The 16,674-nt window shown below is 63.0% G+C and carries 23 protein-coding genes; 7 read left to right on the forward strand and 16 right to left on the reverse strand.

What is annotated here, in order from left to right; all coding sequences use genetic code 11:
* Positions 1 to 33 precede the first annotated feature (33 nt).
* Complete coding sequence (locus EJ079_RS11285; protein WP_127269216.1) at positions 34 to 795, forward strand: TerC family protein; 762 nt, start codon at positions 34 to 36, stop codon at positions 793 to 795.
* A 16-nt stretch (positions 796 to 811) separates the two neighbouring features.
* Here EJ079_RS11285 and EJ079_RS11290 read toward each other — a convergent pair whose 3' ends face one another.
* Genes EJ079_RS11290 through EJ079_RS11305 form a run of 4 tightly spaced genes read right to left on the reverse strand, consistent with a single transcriptional unit; the run spans position 812 to position 2,637 of the window.
* Entirely contained in the window at positions 812 to 1,279 is a 468-nt protein-coding gene (locus EJ079_RS11290) for an SRPBCC family protein (protein ID WP_127808999.1), read from the reverse strand.
* Positions 1,280 to 1,305: 26 nt separating this feature from the next.
* The gene (locus tag EJ079_RS11295; RefSeq protein ID WP_127269214.1) at positions 1,306 to 1,668 is read right to left on the reverse strand and encodes a hypothetical protein; all 363 of its coding nucleotides are present in this window, start codon (positions 1,666 to 1,668) and stop codon (positions 1,306 to 1,308) included.
* Between the two features lie 49 nt (positions 1,669 to 1,717).
* Complete coding sequence (locus EJ079_RS11300) at positions 1,718 to 2,110, reverse strand: VOC family protein (protein ID WP_127809000.1); 393 nt, start codon at positions 2,108 to 2,110, stop codon at positions 1,718 to 1,720.
* A gap of 44 nt (positions 2,111 to 2,154) precedes the next feature.
* Positions 2,155 to 2,637, reverse strand: coding sequence for an SRPBCC domain-containing protein (locus EJ079_RS11305; RefSeq protein WP_127809001.1), 483 nt, complete (start codon positions 2,635 to 2,637; stop codon positions 2,155 to 2,157).
* Between the two features lie 52 nt (positions 2,638 to 2,689).
* Between EJ079_RS11305 and EJ079_RS11310 the strand changes: the two genes are divergently transcribed.
* The 3 genes from EJ079_RS11310 (at position 2,690) to EJ079_RS11320 (ending at position 4,312) form a co-directional block, all read left to right on the forward strand.
* Entirely contained in the window at positions 2,690 to 3,013 is a 324-nt protein-coding gene (locus EJ079_RS11310; protein ID WP_127809002.1) for a helix-turn-helix domain-containing protein, read from the forward strand.
* A 214-nt stretch (positions 3,014 to 3,227) separates the two neighbouring features.
* A complete protein-coding gene (locus EJ079_RS11315) occupies positions 3,228 to 3,977 on the forward strand; it encodes a YebC/PmpR family DNA-binding transcriptional regulator (protein ID WP_023811824.1) in 750 nt (249 codons plus the stop codon).
* Between the two features lie 17 nt (positions 3,978 to 3,994).
* On the forward strand, positions 3,995 to 4,312 hold the full coding sequence (locus EJ079_RS11320) for a SelT/SelW/SelH family protein (RefSeq protein ID WP_164873769.1): 318 nt from the start codon (positions 3,995 to 3,997) through the stop codon (positions 4,310 to 4,312).
* 18 nt (positions 4,313 to 4,330) lie between these two features.
* On the opposite strand, the gene EJ079_RS11325 is transcribed toward EJ079_RS11320, so the two are convergent.
* The 3 genes from EJ079_RS11325 to EJ079_RS11335 are packed head-to-tail and all read right to left on the reverse strand — an operon-like array spanning position 4,331 to position 5,813.
* Positions 4,331 to 4,477 carry a hypothetical protein gene (locus EJ079_RS11325; protein WP_127398423.1) on the reverse strand — a complete coding sequence of 49 codons (147 nt, stop codon included), beginning with the start codon at positions 4,475 to 4,477 and terminating at the stop codon, positions 4,331 to 4,333.
* Between the two features lie 21 nt (positions 4,478 to 4,498).
* Positions 4,499 to 4,978, reverse strand: a complete 480-nt coding sequence (locus EJ079_RS11330) for an anthrone oxygenase family protein (protein WP_127809004.1) — start codon at positions 4,976 to 4,978, stop codon at positions 4,499 to 4,501.
* A 1-nt stretch (position 4,979) separates the two neighbouring features.
* The gene (locus EJ079_RS11335; RefSeq protein ID WP_127398427.1) at positions 4,980 to 5,813 is read right to left on the reverse strand and encodes an NAD(P)H-binding protein; all 834 of its coding nucleotides are present in this window, start codon (positions 5,811 to 5,813) and stop codon (positions 4,980 to 4,982) included.
* A gap of 104 nt (positions 5,814 to 5,917) precedes the next feature.
* On the opposite strand from EJ079_RS11335, the gene EJ079_RS11340 reads away from it, so the two are divergent.
* Positions 5,918 to 6,559: a TetR/AcrR family transcriptional regulator gene (locus EJ079_RS11340; protein WP_127809005.1), complete on the forward strand. Its 642-nt coding sequence runs from the start codon at positions 5,918 to 5,920 to the stop codon at positions 6,557 to 6,559.
* 9 nt (positions 6,560 to 6,568) lie between these two features.
* Here the strand turns inward: EJ079_RS11340 and EJ079_RS11345 are convergent, their stop codons facing one another.
* Both EJ079_RS11345 and rpmE read right to left on the reverse strand, forming a co-directional pair.
* Positions 6,569 to 7,069, reverse strand: a complete 501-nt coding sequence (locus EJ079_RS11345; protein WP_127809006.1) for a hypothetical protein — start codon at positions 7,067 to 7,069, stop codon at positions 6,569 to 6,571.
* Between the two features lie 100 nt (positions 7,070 to 7,169).
* Positions 7,170 to 7,391 carry a 50S ribosomal protein L31 gene (gene rpmE / locus EJ079_RS11350; RefSeq protein ID WP_023811830.1) on the reverse strand — a complete coding sequence of 74 codons (222 nt, stop codon included), beginning with the start codon at positions 7,389 to 7,391 and terminating at the stop codon, positions 7,170 to 7,172.
* Between the two features lie 206 nt (positions 7,392 to 7,597).
* Here rpmE and EJ079_RS11355 point away from each other — a divergent pair, with 206 nt between their 5' ends.
* Positions 7,598 to 9,397 carry an ABC transporter transmembrane domain-containing protein gene (locus EJ079_RS11355; protein ID WP_127809007.1) on the forward strand — a complete coding sequence of 600 codons (1,800 nt, stop codon included), beginning with the start codon at positions 7,598 to 7,600 and terminating at the stop codon, positions 9,395 to 9,397.
* Positions 9,398 to 9,429: 32 nt separating this feature from the next.
* Here the strand turns inward: EJ079_RS11355 and EJ079_RS11360 are convergent, their stop codons facing one another.
* Positions 9,430 to 10,917: a carboxypeptidase M32 gene (locus EJ079_RS11360; protein WP_127809008.1), complete on the reverse strand. Its 1,488-nt coding sequence runs from the start codon at positions 10,915 to 10,917 to the stop codon at positions 9,430 to 9,432.
* 142 nt (positions 10,918 to 11,059) lie between these two features.
* On the opposite strand from EJ079_RS11360, the gene EJ079_RS11365 reads away from it, so the two are divergent.
* On the forward strand, positions 11,060 to 11,413 hold the full coding sequence (locus EJ079_RS11365; RefSeq protein ID WP_127397799.1) for a DUF1304 domain-containing protein: 354 nt from the start codon (positions 11,060 to 11,062) through the stop codon (positions 11,411 to 11,413).
* A 74-nt stretch (positions 11,414 to 11,487) separates the two neighbouring features.
* On the opposite strand, the gene EJ079_RS11370 is transcribed toward EJ079_RS11365, so the two are convergent.
* The 6 genes from EJ079_RS11370 to efp all read right to left on the reverse strand — a co-directional run bounded on the left by EJ079_RS11370 (position 11,488) and on the right by efp (position 16,561).
* A complete protein-coding gene (locus EJ079_RS11370) occupies positions 11,488 to 11,916 on the reverse strand; it encodes a hypothetical protein (protein ID WP_127269091.1) in 429 nt (142 codons plus the stop codon).
* Between the two features lie 237 nt (positions 11,917 to 12,153).
* Complete coding sequence (locus EJ079_RS11375; RefSeq protein WP_127809009.1) at positions 12,154 to 13,185, reverse strand: peptidoglycan -binding protein; 1,032 nt, start codon at positions 13,183 to 13,185, stop codon at positions 12,154 to 12,156.
* Between the two features lies 1 nt (position 13,186).
* Positions 13,187 to 14,212 carry a MotA/TolQ/ExbB proton channel family protein gene (locus tag EJ079_RS11380; RefSeq protein WP_027037204.1) on the reverse strand — a complete coding sequence of 342 codons (1,026 nt, stop codon included), beginning with the start codon at positions 14,210 to 14,212 and terminating at the stop codon, positions 13,187 to 13,189.
* Positions 14,213 to 14,316: 104 nt separating this feature from the next.
* Positions 14,317 to 15,003, reverse strand: a complete 687-nt coding sequence (locus EJ079_RS11385; protein ID WP_164873770.1) for a hemolysin III family protein — start codon at positions 15,001 to 15,003, stop codon at positions 14,317 to 14,319.
* 106 nt (positions 15,004 to 15,109) lie between these two features.
* Positions 15,110 to 15,910 carry an inositol monophosphatase family protein gene (locus tag EJ079_RS11390; RefSeq protein WP_013529126.1) on the reverse strand — a complete coding sequence of 267 codons (801 nt, stop codon included), beginning with the start codon at positions 15,908 to 15,910 and terminating at the stop codon, positions 15,110 to 15,112.
* A gap of 84 nt (positions 15,911 to 15,994) precedes the next feature.
* Positions 15,995 to 16,561, reverse strand: a complete 567-nt coding sequence (gene efp / locus EJ079_RS11395; RefSeq protein ID WP_013529127.1) for an elongation factor P — start codon at positions 16,559 to 16,561, stop codon at positions 15,995 to 15,997.
* Between the last annotated feature and the right edge of the window lie 113 nt (positions 16,562 to 16,674).

Genomic DNA, 16,674 nt, shown 5'->3' on the forward strand with positions numbered 1-16,674 from the left:
TGCTCTAGATCGTTAAAAGAGGGGACGACCTCCATGCAGCTCATCGAATTCCTGGCGCCGCATTTTCAATTTGTTTCCGACCCGACGGCCTGGGTCGCGCTGCTGACGCTGATTGTGCTCGAGGTCGTGCTCGGCATCGACAATCTGATCTTCATCTCGATCCTGACCAACAAGCTGCCGGAAGCACAACGGGCCCGTGCCCGCCGGCTCGGCATCTCGGCGGCCCTGATCATGCGGCTGGTGCTGCTGGCCACCATTTCGATCATCGTCCAGCTGACCACGCCGGTGTTCACGGCCTTCGGTCACGGTTTTTCCTGGCGCGACCTGATCCTGATCGCCGGCGGCCTGTTCCTGGTCTGGAAGGCGACGAAGGAGATCCATCACACCGTCGATCCCGACGACCACAAGGATACGATGATGGGCGAGACGCTGCAGATCAGCCTTGCCGGCGCGATCTTCCAGATCCTGCTGCTCGACCTGGTCTTCTCGATCGATTCGATCATCACCGCCGTCGGCATGACCGACGAGATCGCCATCATGTACATCGCCGTGATCGTCGCGGTCACCGTGATGATGCTGGCGGCCGGGCCGCTGGCCAACTTCATCGCCAAGAACCCGAGCATCGTCATGCTGGCGCTGGGCTTCCTTCTGATGATCGGCATGACGCTGATCGCAGACGGCATGGGCTACCATGTGCCCAAGGGCTACATCTATGCGGCGATGGGCTTTTCGGCATTGGTCGAGGGGCTCAACATGCTGGCGCGGCGACGTAAGAAGTCGGGCGGCGGGCATTGAGGCAGACCCTGAATACCTAATGTCCTGGCACGCCCTTCGGGTGACGGTCGCCGATCAGGCCGAGCGTCAGGCCCTGTTCCAGCCACGCCTTGGCGCCGGCCAGCACCAGCGTGAAGCCGCCGGTTGAGCCGACGGCCTCTTTCACCTGCTCGTCGCCATCCCCGGCGAAGCCAAAATTGCGAACCTCGAGAAAGGTCGTCTCGTCGGGCATTTCGGTGAAGGTCCAGACCACCGCGGTCGGCGGATCGCTCCATTGCATGACGATCTTTTCATTCGCGACGATCTCGCTGACGTCGACGGTCGTCGAGACACCGTACATGCGCCACTCCCAGAGGACTTGCTTGCCGCTGTCCAGCCGGCCGCTGCCATGGGTGAACCAGAATTTCGTGGTTATGGCCGGATCGACGATGGCCTCGAACACATGGGCGACAGGCCGCCGGATCAGCATGCCGGCTTCGGCGGTCGGCTTTTCGCGGATGTCCATCGGATGCTCCTTTCGGGGTTCGGCGCTCACCAGGCGTCCGGTTCGCGCAGCATGTGAATAATGTTGGCAGGGTTGGTGATCCAGCCGCCGCGGAAGCCCTCGCCCAAAGGCTCAATGGCGTCGCAACGCACAACACCGGCCTTGGCGAAATGATCCGCAGCCATGGGGAAATCCTTGGTGAACAGCTCCAGCCACACCTCGGCCTGGCTCATCATCGGCGCCTCATCGATCCACAGGCGGTTGGGGCCAAGCTCGAAGCCGATGGCCGGTGCTTTGTCTGTGAACGGCTTCAGGCCGACGACGTCGCGGTAGAAGGCGATCGTCGCCTCATATTGGTGCGGCGGTACCTTCATGGCGATGTTGATGCCGCCGGTGATTTTCGTGGTCATAGCTGGCTCCGTTGTCGTGTTCGGCTGTTGTCGCCTTTGCTCAGGCTGGTCATGCGAGATTGATCTGCCAGGAGACCCCGAACCTGTCGTTGAGCCATGCGAAACGGCGGCTGAAGCCGTAATTGTCCGGTGGCATCAGGAACGCGCCGTCCTTGCCCAGCGTCCCGACAATTCGGTTCAGCTCTTCTTCTGAGGAACAGTCCACATAGAGCGAGACCGACGGCGTGAACGTGAAGGCGTGGTGCACGGGGCTGTTGAAGACCATGACTTCCAGCCCAGCGATCGACACCCGCGCCAGCTTGACCGTTCCTTGCGGGCCGTCTTCGCCGGGGCCGTAATTCGTGACGTCAAGCACGCTGCTGCCGGGAATGGTCTCGCAATAGAGGATCATTGCCTCTTCGGCCTTGCCCTCGAACATCAGGAATGGCGATACTTTCGTCATCGCAAGGTCTCCATCTTCCTTCTGTTGCTCGGATATCGGGTCGCTCAAACATTGGTCTCGTTGGCGGGTTCGCCCTTCATCTCGGCGCGGTAGTAGCCGTCGCGCAAATTGATGCCGTATTCGACATAGGCCTTCATGCAGGCCAGCATCTGCGACCAGCCCTCGCAATTGAGGTAGGACTTTTTCAGGCCGACCGCGCCTTCCGGCCAACCGCTCTCGGCGATGGTGACGAAGGTGCCGCCATCGTCCAGCGGCTCGAAATTCATCTCGATGCGGGTCTTGTAGGCCGGCTTGCCGTCGGCGTCGGTGGCATCCCAGCGCAGCACGATGCGGCTGTCCTTGACCACTTCGTCGACCTCGACCGGCACCTTGCCCCACCAGACGACGCCGGCGCCAGCTTCCAGCGGGGCGCTGGCGCCGCCGATCGTGGTGAAGTAGCCGCTCAGTTTCTTCGGATTGACGACCGCGTCGAAGACGTCGGCGACCGGCTTGCCGATGCGTCCGGAGACACTGAATCCAAGTGACATATCCACAACTCCTTCCCTTGATCGGCCCAACAATATGTTATAGAAACATAACATGTCAAGCCAATCGCAAGACGACAATGTTTTCAAGGCGCTGGCGCATCCGCGCCGGCGTGAAATGCTGGATCAGCTGAAGGACACGCCGAAGACGACCGGCATGCTGTGCGAGGCCTTTCCCGACATCGATCGCTGCACCGTGATGCTGCATCTCAAGGTGTTGGAGGACGCCGACCTGATCGTTGCGCGGCGCGACGGCCGCGAGCGCTGGAACCATCTCAACGCGCTGCCGATCAAGCAGATCCACGACCGCTGGATCAGCCAGTATGCCGGGCATGCCCTCAGCATCATCGACCGGCTGAAGTCGGACCTCGAGGCGTGAGCGGCCGCAGCAGGTCATGTCGGCGGGTCCCATGCGTGGTGCGGCTGGACGAATTGAGCCGATTTATCTATAAGCCGGGCCATTCCGACAGAGAACGCCGTGCTTCCACGAGTTGCACCTGGGACGCTCTGAAATTTGAATTCGGGCATTGCGGCAGACGAGGTCAGATCACTTCGCTTCGGGATGCTCTAGCCGAGAAGACGACAGGGGTGCCATGGCTGGCCATTCACAGTTCAAGAACATCATGCACCGCAAGGGCCGCCAGGATGCGGTGCGGTCTAAAATGTTTTCCAAGCTGGCGCGCGAAATCACCGTCGCCGCCAAGAGCGGGACGCCCGATCCGTCGATGAACCCGCGCTTGCGCCTGGCGATCCAGAACGCCAAGGCGGTGTCGATGCCGAAGGACAACATCCAGCGCGCCGTCAACAAGGCCTCGATGGGCGATGCCGAGAACTACGAAGCCGTGCGCTACGAGGGCTATGGCCCGGGCGGCGTCGCCGTCATTGTCGAGGCGCTGACCGACAACCGCAACCGTTCGGCATCCAATGTGCGCGCCGCCTTCACCAAGGCCGGCGGCGCGATGGGCGAAACGGGCTCGGTGTCGTTCATGTGGGACCGTGCCGGCGAGATCTACTATCCGGCATCGGCCGGCAGCGCCGACAAGATCATGGATGCGGCGATCGAAGCCGGCGCCGACGATGTCGAATCCGACGAGGAAGGCCACACCATCTATTGCGGCTTTGAGAACATGGGCGAAGTGTCGAAGGCGCTGGAAGGCGCACTCGGCGAGGCTGAATCGGTCAAGCCGATCTGGCGGCCGCAAAACAACGTTCCGGTCGACGAGGAGCGGGCACAGTCGCTGATGAAGCTGGTCGCCACGCTCGAGGATGACGACGACGTGCAGAGCGTCTACGCCAACTTCGAAGTCGACGACGAGACCATGGCCAAGCTCAGCGCGGCATGAGCGAAGCTCAGTCCGAAATGAGCGGAGCTATACCCGCCACGAGCGAAAAGCCGTTGCCGGTCATCCGCATCACCTATTGCACGCAGTGTCAGTGGCTGCTGCGCGCCGGCTGGATGGCGCAGGAGCTGCTGTTGACCTTCGGCACGGACCTTGGCGAAGTGACGCTGGTGCCCGGCACCGGCGGCATCTTCACCATTTCCTGCAATGACGTGCTTGTCTGGGATCGCAAGCGCGACGGCGGCTTTCCGGACGCGGCCAAACTGAAGCAACTGGTCCGCGATGTCATTGATCCGAACCGCGACCTCGGCCATTCCGATCGGAAGACAAAGGCATAGGGGTCGCCAGCGCTGCCGTCACTTGCGTCGCCACGCACCGACGGCGGCGCCAATCGCAATACCCACGGCAACGCCCATCGGCAGATCATCCAGAGCGGTGCCGATCGCGGCACCGACACCAACTCCGATGGCCATGCCGAAGGCCATATTTGCGTAGTCCTTCATCGGTCGCTCCATCCATCGTCGTCAACGCGCGGCGAACCAGAAAGATGCCAGCGCGGCTATGCCGCTGATGGTGCGGACATGATTCCACATCACCCATTCATTGAGGTAGCGCGACCACACGGTTGCACCGTTGCCGCTTGCCGGATTGACGGCGGCGAGCGCATCGTTCAGCGGGACGTTGAAGATCATCGTCACCACCACGATGCCGATGAGATAGAGCAGGCTGCCGGCAATCAGCCAGAGCGAGCCCGGCTGGCTCCAGCCGATCGCCGCACCGATGGCGACAACAATGCAGACGAGCGCCGTGCCGAACAGCGCCGTCATGAACAGCGGCGTCACCGCTGTGACGTTGATGGAATTCATCGCGGCAATGCCGCTTGCGGCTGGCAGGCGGGCGAGGCCCGGCATGACGAAGCTGGAGAAAGCAAAGAAGACGCCACCGACGACGCCTGTGCCGATTGCGGCGATGAGGATGAGGGTGGGGAGAAGCTTCGCGATCATGTCAGTTGCTCCAGATGCCGGTTGCGGTGGTTTGCGTTGCGTAGGCGGAGAAGTCTCTTGGCTGGCGACCAAGCACGCGCTGGACGCCGTCGGTGAGCGACTCGTTGCGGCCGTCGAGCACCTGGGTGAACAGCTCATTGAGCAGCCAACCGAATTCGGGTGGTAGGTCCTGCGACGCGACAGCGGCAGTGAATTCGTCATGCGAGATCCTGACAAAGCGGATGTCGCGTCCGGCCGCCTTGGCAATCTCGGCGACCGCGTCTGCGAAGCTCAGCAGCCGCGGCCCGGTCAACTCATAGAGCTGGCCGACATGGCCTGGCTCCGTCAGCACGGCAAAGGCGGCGTCGGCGATGTCGTCGGCATCGACAAAGGGCTCGCCGACATTGCCGATCGGCAACGCCACTTCGCCTTCAGCCAGGGACTCGGTGAAGAAGCCTTCGCTGAAGTTCTGCGAGAACCAAGCGCAGCGCAGGATGGTCCAGTCGGCGCCCGAGGCCTTCAGCATCTCTTCGGCGCGCTGGGCTTCCGTTTCGCCGCGCCCCGACAGCAGCACCAGTCGGGTGACACCGTTTTGCACCGCGAGCCTGGCGAAGGCGTCGACGGTTTCAGCGGCGCCCGGCACGGCGATGTCGGGATAGTAGCTGATGTAGACGGCGCTGACGCCTTGCATTGCCGGTCCCCAGGTCGCTGGGACTTCCCAGTCGAAGCGCGGTGTACCGGAGCGCGAGCCGATCCGCACCGGCAGGTCGTGCGCCGTCAGCCGCTCGGCGAGACGGCGGCCGGTCTTGCCGGTGCCGCCGAGGATCAGAATTGGTTTGGTTGTCGTGTCAGTCATAACCGTTTCCTCTATTTAAAATATGAATAATCCTCACATTTGCAAAATGTGATAAACCCTCGTATTTTGCGAGTCAAGCGATTTTGCTGGCATTGGAGTCAGTCATGGAAGACACGGCCGCGCCGGTTTCCGCGCGGGAGCAGATTGCTTCGCCGCGCCGGGCGCCGAGCCAGCAGCGCAGCCGCGAGCGGGTCGAGCGCATGCTGACTGCCGCCTCAGCGCTGATCGCCGAGCAAGGCAGCGACGCCATGCGCATGGGGGAGGTGGCGGAGCGCGCTGGGGTGTCGATCGGGTCGCTCTACCAGTTCTTTCCGGACAAGCGGGCGATCATCTGGGCGCTGGCCGAGCGCTACACCGCCGAAAGCCAGTCCTGCATTTCGGCAGCACTGGCTGGTGTCAGGGACGCCGAAGGGCTCGGCCGGGCGTTTTCGGAACTGGTTGATATCTACTACGGGCTGTTCCTGGCCGAGCCGGTGATGCGCGACATCTGGTCGGGCACGCAAGCCGACAAGGCGCTGCGCCAACTCGAACTCGCCGACAGCCGGGCCAATGCCGAGTTTCTGACCGCGGTGCTGAAACGGCTGCGGCCGGCAGCCGATCCGGTGGCGCTGGAAACGACGGCGTTCCTGATCTGGCAAATGGGCGAAGCCGCCATGCGGCTGGCGATCTCGGTCGATCGGCTGGAGGGCGACAGGCTGGTCGCCGCGTATAAGCGCATGGCGTTGCGAGAATTGCTGGCCGAGTAGGACAGTGCACTAGCGGCCAAAATAGTCCTTCAGCATTTCGCCGCGTTCATCTTCTGTGCACATCGCCATGCGGCCGAGATTGAACCGGCCGCGACAAAGCGCGACGACGGACAATGCGCAGTTCACCGTCTCGTCATCGGTGGAAGTTGCCAGATCCCGCAATGCCAAATGCAGAAGCGTTCGCCACGCTGCCCTGTAATGCGGTTCGATCCAAGCAAGAATCTTCGGGTTCCGGTCGTCGAGTAGGCGCGCTTCTTCGATGGTTGCGGCCAGACCATAGGCACCCCAATAAGCCGGAACGTGACCTTCGGAGATGCGAACGATTTCAACGACCGCTGCGTAAGACGCGTCTCCAACATCCCCCTGATGATGCAACTCATTCCAAAGCTCGTCCCAGACCGTTTTGTCATCATAGCGAAGGGCCAGTGTTCGCAAGGCCGGTCGAGGATCGTAGGCCACCTTGTATCCGCCTTTAAGGCTGGAACATCGATCGTCGTCGAGAATAAACATCTTGCCCTCCGAGAACCATTGCGTTCCACCAAGGCTGCCCCGTGGTCAACAAAAACCCGCCACAAGGGCGGGTTTTTGATCTGCGTAAAGGTCGTCGAGCTTAGATGCCGAAACCTTCGAAACGCTTCTTGAACTTCGACAGGCGGCCGCCGCGGTCGAGCAGGGTCTGCTGGCCGCCGGTCCAGGCCGGATGGGTGGTCGGGTCGATATCGAGGTTCATCGTATCGCCTTCCTTGCCCCAGGTCGAACGGGTCGTGTATTCGGTGCCGTCGGTCATGACGACCTTGATGGTGTGGTAATCGGGATGAATAGCGCTCTTCATGGCTCGGTTCCTGGCTTGCCGGCGCGGCTGACGGGCATAAGCCTGCGTCGATGCGCCTCTTTTTAAAACTCGAAGCCGCAGCTATTGAGGAGCCACGGCTTCTAAAACGGTCGGCGAGCCTATACATCAGCCGGAATTGAATCACAAGGCCGCGGCAAGCGCATATTGAGGCGCAGACCCCAAGGGCGGCTGGAGGAAACATCGGGATGGCGCAAATCACCAGCGCAGACGAGCGCCGGCGTTCGCTCAAGCCGCTCCGGCGCCTGTTCCCCTACATCACGCACTATCGCACACTGGTCGTCGGCGCCATCATCTCGCTGGTCATCGCGGCGGCAACCACGCTGGCGCTGCCGCTGGCGGTGCGACGCATGATCGATCATGGTTTCTCGTCGTCCAGCACCACCTTCATTGCCGAATATTTCGCCGCCCTGGTGGCGATGGCCGCCGTGCTGGCGGCGGCATCGGCCGGCCGCTACTATTTCGTCATCACGCTGGGCGAGCGCGTCGTCGCCGATATAAGGCGCGATGTGTTTGCCCATGTGACGACGCTGTCGCCTGCCTTCTTCGACACCGCCCAGTCGGGCGAGATCGTGTCGCGCCTTGCCGCCGACACGACGCAGGTCAAGTCGGCGGTCGGAGCGACGGCCTCGGTGGCGCTACGCAACGTCATCCTTGGTCTTGGCGCGGTGGGGATGATGGTCATCACCAGCCCGAAACTGTCCGGGTTGGTCATTGCCGCTATTCCTGTCATCGTCCTGCCGCTGGTCGCCTTCGGCCGTTCGGTGCGGCGCAAATCACGCCAGGCGCAGGATACGCTTGCCGATGCCACCGCCTATGCCAGCGAGCAGATCGGCGCGGTGCGCACGCTGCAGGCTTTCACCAACGAGAAGCTGGTTACCGGGCATTTCTCGGCCGCGGTGGAAGCCGCTTTCGAGGCGGCACGCTCCTCGATCTTCGCGCGCTCCTTCCTTACCTTCTTCGCCATCTTCACCATCTTCTCGTCCGTCGTGGCGGTGCTGTGGTTCGGCTCGCGCGACGTGCTCGAAGGTTCGATATCGCCCGGTACGCTCGGCCAATTCCTGCTCTATTCGGTGTTCGCCGCCGGCGCGTTGGGCGCGTTGTCGGAAGTCTGGGGCGAGCTTGCGCAGGCGGCGGGCGCCGCCGAACGGCTGACCGAAATCCTGGCCGAGAAGCCGGCGATCCAGGCTCCCGCCGATCCGAAGCCGCTGCCGGCCGTCGCCAAGGGCGCGATCGCCTTCGACAATGTCTCCTTCTCCTACCCGGCAAGGCCGGACCGTGCCGCCGTGCATGGCTTGAGCTTTCAGGTCATGCCGGGCGAGACGGTGGCGATCGTCGGGCCGTCAGGGGCCGGCAAGAGCACGGTGTTTTCGCTGATCCTGCGCTTCTACGATCCCGAAACAGGCAAGATCCTGATCGATGGCGTCGATGTGCGCGAGGCTGATCCCGTTTCGGTCCGCCAGCGCATCGCGATCGTGCCGCAGGACGTCACCATCTTCGCGGCAAGCGCGCGTGACAATATTGGGTTCGGCCGGCCGGGAGCCAGCAAGGCCGAAATCGAGACGGCGGCGAAGGATGCACTTGCCGACGAATTCATCCTCAAGCTGGAAAAAGGCTATGACAGCCAGGTCGGCGAGCGCGGCGTGACGCTGTCAGGCGGCCAGCGCCAGCGGGTTGCGATCGCCCGCGCCATCCTGCGCGACGCCCCGATCCTGCTGCTCGACGAGGCCACCTCCGCCCTCGACGCCGAAAGCGAGACGCTGGTGCAGACGGCGCTGGAACGGCTGATGCAGGGCCGCACCACGATCGTCATCGCCCACCGCCTGGCAACGGTGCTGAAGGCCGACAGGATCCTGGTCATGGATGGCGGCTCGATCGTCGAGGAAGGCACGCATCAAAGCCTTGTCGCCAAGGGCGGCATCTATGCGCGGCTGGCCAAGCTGCAGTTCGAAACCGGCGCCAGTGCTTTCAGGGGCGCGGCTGAGTAGGCAGAAACATCTGCCGCTGTGCCGGCAAGCCGCTATACGGCTCCGTATCGCTGCTTCAGATGGTTCACGAAATAGGTGGCGTTGAGCTTTTCGCCGGTGGCGCGTTCGAGCAGGTCCGGCGTCGACCAGCGTGATCCCTGCGACCAGATTTTTTCGCGGCGCCACTCGTTGATCGCCTCGAAATTGCCTTTGGCGAGATCGTCATCGGCGGCAGGATGATCCCGCGTCAGCGCTGCCCATTGCTGCGCCGCCATCATCGCGCCCAGCGTATAGGAGGGGAAATAGCCGAAGGCGGCCCCTGGCCAATGCACGTCCTGCATCGGTCCGTCGGCGGGGTTGTCGATGGTGGAGAGGCCGAGATAGTCACGCATCTTGGCGTCCCAGGCTTCGGGCAGATCACCCACCTCCAGCCGGCCCGCGACGAGTTCCTGCTCCAGTTCGTAGCGCAGGATGACATGCAGGGGATAGGTCACCTCGTCGGCATCGACACGGATCAGGCCGCGCTCGACGCGATGCACATGCGGCAGGATATCGTCGAGCGACCAGGCTTCGCCGAGATGCTTTTCGACCACCGGCAGCGCCCAGTTCCAGAAGGCCGGGTTGCGGCCGAGCTGTTTTTCGACGAACAGGCTCTGGCTTTCATGCACGGCCATGCCGCGCGCCTTGCCGAGCGGCCAGTGCGACCATGCCTTCGGCAGGTTCTGTTCGTAGAGCGCATGGCCGGTCTCGTGCAACACGCCCATCAGCGCCGACAGGAAGTCTGTAGTCTTGTAGCGGGTGGTGATGCGCACGTCGCTCGGCACGCCGCCGCAGAAAGGATGGTGCGACACCGACAGCGATCCGTGCGTCAGGTCGAAGCCGACCGCCGCCATCATGGCAAGGCCGAGCTCGCGCTGCCGGTCGATCGCATAGGTGCCTGAGAGCGGCTTCAGCGGGCGCTTGCGCAGCCGTGCGTCCTGGATAGCCAGCGCCTCAGGCACGAAGCCTTTCAGAAAAGCCTTCAGGTCGGTGAACACAGGCGTGATGTCGTCGGTGCGGTTCCCAGGATCGTATTGCTCCATCAGCGCGTCATAGGGGGCTAGGCCGAGCACATCGGCACGCAGCGCCGCCTCCTCGCGCACCAGCGCCACGACGCCCTCCAGCGCAGGCTGGAAGCCCGCCCAGTCGTTCTTGGCGCGCAGGCCGCGCCACAGTTGCTCGCAACGCATGCGCGCGGTCGTCTGGCGTTCGACGAATTCGACCGGCAGGCAGGTCAGGTTGGTGTATTGCCGCCGCAGTTCCGAGACCGCAGTGCGCTGCTCTTCACCCAATGCTTCCTGCTCGGCCGCGGCGATCCAGTCCGCTATCTCCGGCGCCGTTGCCCTGGTGTGATACATGCCGGCGAGTGCCGACATCGCCTCGGCACGTTTCTCGCCACCGCCGACAGCCATGTGGGTGGCCTCGTCGGCGCCGAGGATGGCCAGCGCATGCTCAAGCGCTTCGAGCTTGTGGCCGAGGTCATCGAGTTTCTGAAAGGACATGGTGGCTTCCGTGATTGGGGACGGCGCGAAAAGACACCAACGCAAATGCGTTGGCAACCCTCGGATGCCGTCCGGCAGATGCACCTTGCGCAGGCGAGGCCGCGCATGAAATGCTGCCGGCAACACATCAAGGGGGAAAAAAATGATCGGCAACATCCTTGTCGGGCTGGTGGCCTTGATCCATGCCTACATCGTCTATCTGGAGATGGTGCTGTGGGACACGCCGCGCGGACACAAGGCTTTCAACCTGACCCCGGAATTCGCCAGTGCCTCGAAAGTGCTCGCCGCCAATCAGGGGCTCTATAACGGTTTCCTCGCCGCCGGCCTCATCTGGGGGCTTTACCTCGGGGCGGTCGGTTTCCAGGTCAAGGTTTTCTTCCTGCTGTGCGTGGCTGTTGCCGGCCTCTATGGCGCGGCAACGGTTGGCCGCAAGATCCTGTTCATCCAGACCGTGCCGGCGATTGCCGCGCTGATCGCGGTCTGGCTGGGCTGGTAAAAGGACGCCCGCGGGATGGCTCCCGAAAGCGCCAGGTGGTCCCTTCCTCTTGGACCGTTTCAGCCGCTGTGGTCTCAGCCGTTCGGGTAGTTGCCGCCGTCGTCGCCGTCGCCCATCAGGAAACCGCTGCCGGTATCGACCCTCAGGCGCTGGTCGACATTGTCGAGCCGGCGCAGCAGGTCATGATATTGCGCGGCCGGTATCCTGCCGTGATCGGACGCGGCGACTTTCTCTGCCGCCTGACCGATGTGGGCCGTGCGCATTTCCAGGCGTTCCGCCACGGCCGGGGTGATGTTGTTGGCCTGTCTTGCGTCCACGATGCCCTGCCGGACGCCCTGCACCTGTGCGATAAGCGCCTCGACACGCGGGCCAGTCATGTCGGTCGGATCGGCCGCGTCGAGAGCGCCCTTGTGATGGCCCGCGGCATAGGCGCCGGCAAGCGGAACGGCGATGAGGAGCGCCGTGAGTGTAGCAGTTCTAAGCGAGGTCTTGAAAGAGCGCATCACGCGTCTCCTCTTGTAGAGGAAGGCGGCGGTTGTCCGCCTGCCTTCCGGCCTTGGGCCGTCCGGTTCCGTCGCGTCGCGATGAGGGGGTTCATCGCCGGCGGTTCTCGGCCCGGGCGGCAAGTTAGGATCGCCCTGCGACAATGTGTAATTAAAAAAAGATAATCTTTTCAGGCCTTGTCGGCCTCTATCTGCGCCCTAGAGTTGAGCCGACGAACAAGTTCGCGTGATTTTGGATCAACGTTCGGTGAGCTTCAGTTCAATACGGCGGTTCTTATTGCGCGCCTCTTCGGTGTCGGCGGGGTCGAGCGGCTGGAACTCACCGAAACCGGCGGCTACGAGCCGGTTGGCAGGCACGCCGTTTTCGATCAGGAATTTCACCACCGAGGTCGAACGCGCCGTCGACAGCTCCCAATTGTCGCGGTAGCGGCCGGCGCCGGAGAGCGGCTTATTGTCAGTGTGGCCGTCGACGCGCAGCACCCAGTTGATCTCGGGCGGGATTTCCTTCTGCAACTCGATGATGGCGTCGGCGAGCTTCTTCATCTCGACCTTGCCGGCATCGTTGATCACCTCGGAGCCGGTCGGGAACAGCACTTCCGACTGGAAGACGAAGCGGTCGCCGACGATACGGATGTTCTCTCGGTCGGCGAGGATTTCGCGCAAGCGGCCGAAGAAGTCGGAGCGATAGCGGTTCAACTCCTGCACGCGCTGCGCCAGTGCGACGTTGAGGCGGCGGCCGAGATCGGCGATCTTGGTGTTGGAATCGCGGTCGCGGATTTCTGAGACGTTGAGCGCATCCTCGAGCGCGCCGATCTGCTTGCGCAGTGCCGCGATCTGCTGGTTGAGGATCTCGACCTGGCTCAGCGCCTGCTGGCTGATCTGGCGCTGGCTGTCGAGTTCGCCGCCGAGCGCCGCGGCACGCTGGTTGGCGGCGTCGCCGGCACCGGCACCTTGCGCCAGCAACTGTTCGAGCCGGCTCTTTTCCGCTTGCGCGGCCGACAGCGACGCCTGCAGATTGGCCAGTGAATCATCCTTGTCCTGCGCCGTCGAGCGCTCCAGCGCCAGCAACTGGGTCAGCTCGTTGATCTGCGAGTTGAGGCGCGAGAGTGCCGTATCCTTGCCGGAGATTTCGCGTCCCAGCAGGAACTGCGCCAGCACGAAGACCGTGAGCAGGAACATGATGGCCAAAAGCAGCGTCGACAGCGCGTCGACGAAACCCGGCCAGTAGTCGATGCGGCGATCGGTGCGCCGGCCCCTGGCGAGTGCCACTTCAGTGCACTCCGGGCTTCTTCAGGGCATCGGCGATCTTTTCCAGCGTGTTGCGCATCGCCTTCTGCTCGTCGGACTGGGCCTCGACCCAATCGCGCATGATCTGCTGTTCCGAGCGCATGTTCTTGACCAGGCCGGAAATGCCGTCGGCGAGATTGGCCATGGCGGTGGCGACGCGCGGGTTGGAGCCGCCGCCATTCTCCTGCATCGAGCGCAGCCGTTCCGACAGCACCCGGATCTCGTCGGAGGATTCGGTCTTGGCTGGGTCGGCGACGACGATGTCCGACGACAGGTCGGTCACCGAGGAAAGCCAGTTTTCCAGTTCGGTGTAGAAGCGCGTCTGGGCGCGGCCGGCCTGCAGGTCGAGGAAGCCGAGCACCAGCGAGCCGGAGAGGCCGAACAGCGAGGACGAGAAGGCGGTGCCCATGCCGGCCAGCGGCGCCGAAAGCCCCTGCTTCAGGGAATCGAGCACCGCGGCGGCGTCACCGGTGCCGGGATCGAGCGATTCGATGGTCTCGCGGATCGAACCGATGGTGTTCAACAGTCCCCAGAAAGTGCCGAGCAGGCCGAGGAACACCAGCAGGCCGACGAGATAGCGCGAGGTGTCGCGGCTTTCGTCGAGGCGGGTGGCGATCGAATCGAGCATGGTGCGCATCGAACTGGTCGAGAAGGCCGTCGCCGAGGAGCGGCCGATCATCGCCTTCATCGGCGCCAGAAGCACTGGTTCTGTCGTTTCCGAGCCGGCACGGAAGGAGTTGACCCAGCGCACTTCGCGAAACAGTCGCCCGACCTGGGCGAAGGCCAAAAGGATGCCGACCACCAGCACGCCGACGATCAGGCCATTGAGGCCGGGATTGCTGCCAAAAGCGGTTGAGATCTGTCGGGTGAGGATGGCGGCGATGAAGGCGACGATGACCAGGAAGATCACCATGGTCAGCAGAAAGACCTGCGGGCTCGATAATTTATGCGGGTCGTAGATCAGGACATCAGAACGTCTGCCCATGCCGAAGGATCTGAGAAAAGCCATCCGTGCCCCGTTTCCGATGCCGCCGCCGATCACGTAAACCGCGACTCTAAACGGAATTGTGACCAAATTGAATGGCGCTTGGCAATATTGCCGCGTCGAGAATGTCAGAAGCGATTGATGACCAGACAGTCGACCATGGCGGCCAGATGCAGGCCAGCACCGGTGACGACGAAACCGTGCCACAGCGCGTTGTGGAAGCGCAGCCCCTTCCAGGCGAAGAAGATGACGCCGCAGGAGTAGACGATGCCGCCTGCGACGATGAGCGCTATCGATGTCGTCGGCAGCGTCTGGATAAGCGGCTTGACAAGGATGATGCCGCTCCAGCCGATGGCGAGATAGAAGCCGATTGCCAGCCGGTCGAAACGGCCGGGAAAGAACACCTTGATGGCAATGCCCAGCACTGCTGCGGTCCAGACCAGCACGATCATCCAGCGCGCCAGCGGCGAGCCTTCGAGTTGGGCCAGGAAAGGCGTATAGGTCGCGGCGATCAGCAGATAGATCGCGGCGTGGTCGAAACGCCGCAACACCCATTTTGCCGGCGACGACACCGGCCACAGATTGTAGGTCATCGACACCGAGAGCACGGTGAGCAGCGAAACCACGTAGAAGGCGGCGGCGATGTATTCGCCAGGTCCGACACGAAACGCCGCCAGCGCCAGCAGTGCCGACCCTGCCGCGATCGCCAGCACGATGCCGATCGCGTGGACAACACCGTCTGCGATCATCTCGGCACGCGAATAGTGCCAGCGTCCGATGAACGGGATATCGGGGTAGGGTTGGTTGTCTCTCACTAAGCCGGGTTCCTGCACCGCGCCCTTCAATTTGGGCGCATGCCGGGCAGTATTTCAAGCTTCCATTGCGGTTTTGCGACTGCGGCGCATCAGCGCGGCGTGGCTGTCAGCGGGAGGAGAGCGGCTTCTTCACGACCTTCAGCAAAGCGCGCTGGATGATCTCGTTGCCGGCGACGACCGAGCCGTTGTCGAGCATGTCCTGGCCGCCATCCATGTCGGAGACGAAGCCGCCCGCCTCGCGGATCAAAAGCAGCCCGGCGGCGATGTCCCAGGCCGACAGGCCGGTTTCCCAGAAGCCATCCATGCGGCCGGCGGCGACATAGGCGAGATCGAGCGATGCGGAGCCGAGGCGGCGGACGCCGGAAACCTCGGCCATGACATTGCGCAGTTCCACCAGGAAATTGCCGTGGTGGCCGCGGCCGAGATGCGGCATGCCGCAGCCGATCACGGTGTCGACCAGCTTGATGCGGCCGGCGACGCGCAAGCGGCGGTCGTTCATGAAGGCGCCGCCCCCGCGTTCGCAGGTGTAGAGTTCGTCCATCGCCGGATTGTAGATGACGCCGGCGACGATCTGGCCCTGGCGCTCCAGCGCGATCGAAACGGCAAAGAGCGGAATGCCGTGCAGGAAATTGGTGGTGCCGTCGAGCGGGTCGACGATCCAGCGATGCTGGCCGTCGTCGCCTTCAACCACGCCGCGCTCTTCCATCAGGAAGGAATAGCCGGGCCGAGCCTTGGACAATTCGGCAAAGACGATGTCCTCTGCCTTGCGGTCGGCCTGGCTGACATAATCGCCGGGGCCCTTCATCGAGACCTGCAGGTTCTGCACCTCGCCGAAGTCGCGCGACAGCGAGCGGCCGGCCTTCATTGCGGCCTGGACCATGACGTTGAGAAGGGCTGAGCGTGCCATAGTGCTTTTTCCCGGTGCTGCGCTTAAATTCTGCCTCGATGCATGTCGGTGACCCGGAACCCGGCCACTTTTGGGCGACATGCGTCAGTCGGCGCGGCGCACGTAAGTGATTTCGTTGGTGTCGACGATGATGCGCTCGCCGGCGCCGATGAAGGGCGGCACCAGGACGCGGATGCCGTTCTCCAGGATCGCCGGCTTGTAGGACGATGCCGCCGTCTGACCCTTCACCACCGGGTCGGCCTCGGTGATGGTCAGCGTCACATAGTCGGGCAGCGAAATGCCGATCGGCCGCTCTTCGTAGAGCTGGACCGTCACCATCATGCCGTCCTGCAGGAAGGCGGCGCGATCGCCGACGAAGTCCTTGTTCAATTCGAGCTGCTCGTAGCTCTGGGTGTCCATGAACACCAGTGCGTCTTCCTGCGCGTAAAGGAAGGAAAAATCCTTCAGGTCGAGCCGGATCTGTTCGACGGTCTCGGCCGAGCGGAAGCGCTCGTTGAGCTTGGTGCCGTTGATGAGGTTCTTCAGTTCGACCTGATTGTAGGCGCCGCCCTTACCGGGCTTGACGGTGTTGGTCCTGACCGCCACCCAAAGCCCGCCATCATGCTCGATGACATAGCCGGGACGGATTTCGTTGCCATTGATCTTGGCCATGATGAGATGATCCGGAATGATGCCAACGGCCACGCCGTCGGTATGGATGTTCGCTGGGAAAGCGATTTCGGGCTCCCAAGACCACAAATCGCCAGAAGAGGCAAGGGAGCGGG

It is taken from the genome of Mesorhizobium sp. M7A.F.Ce.TU.012.03.2.1, assembly GCF_004006095.1.
Classification (GTDB): domain Bacteria; phylum Pseudomonadota; class Alphaproteobacteria; order Rhizobiales; family Rhizobiaceae; genus Mesorhizobium.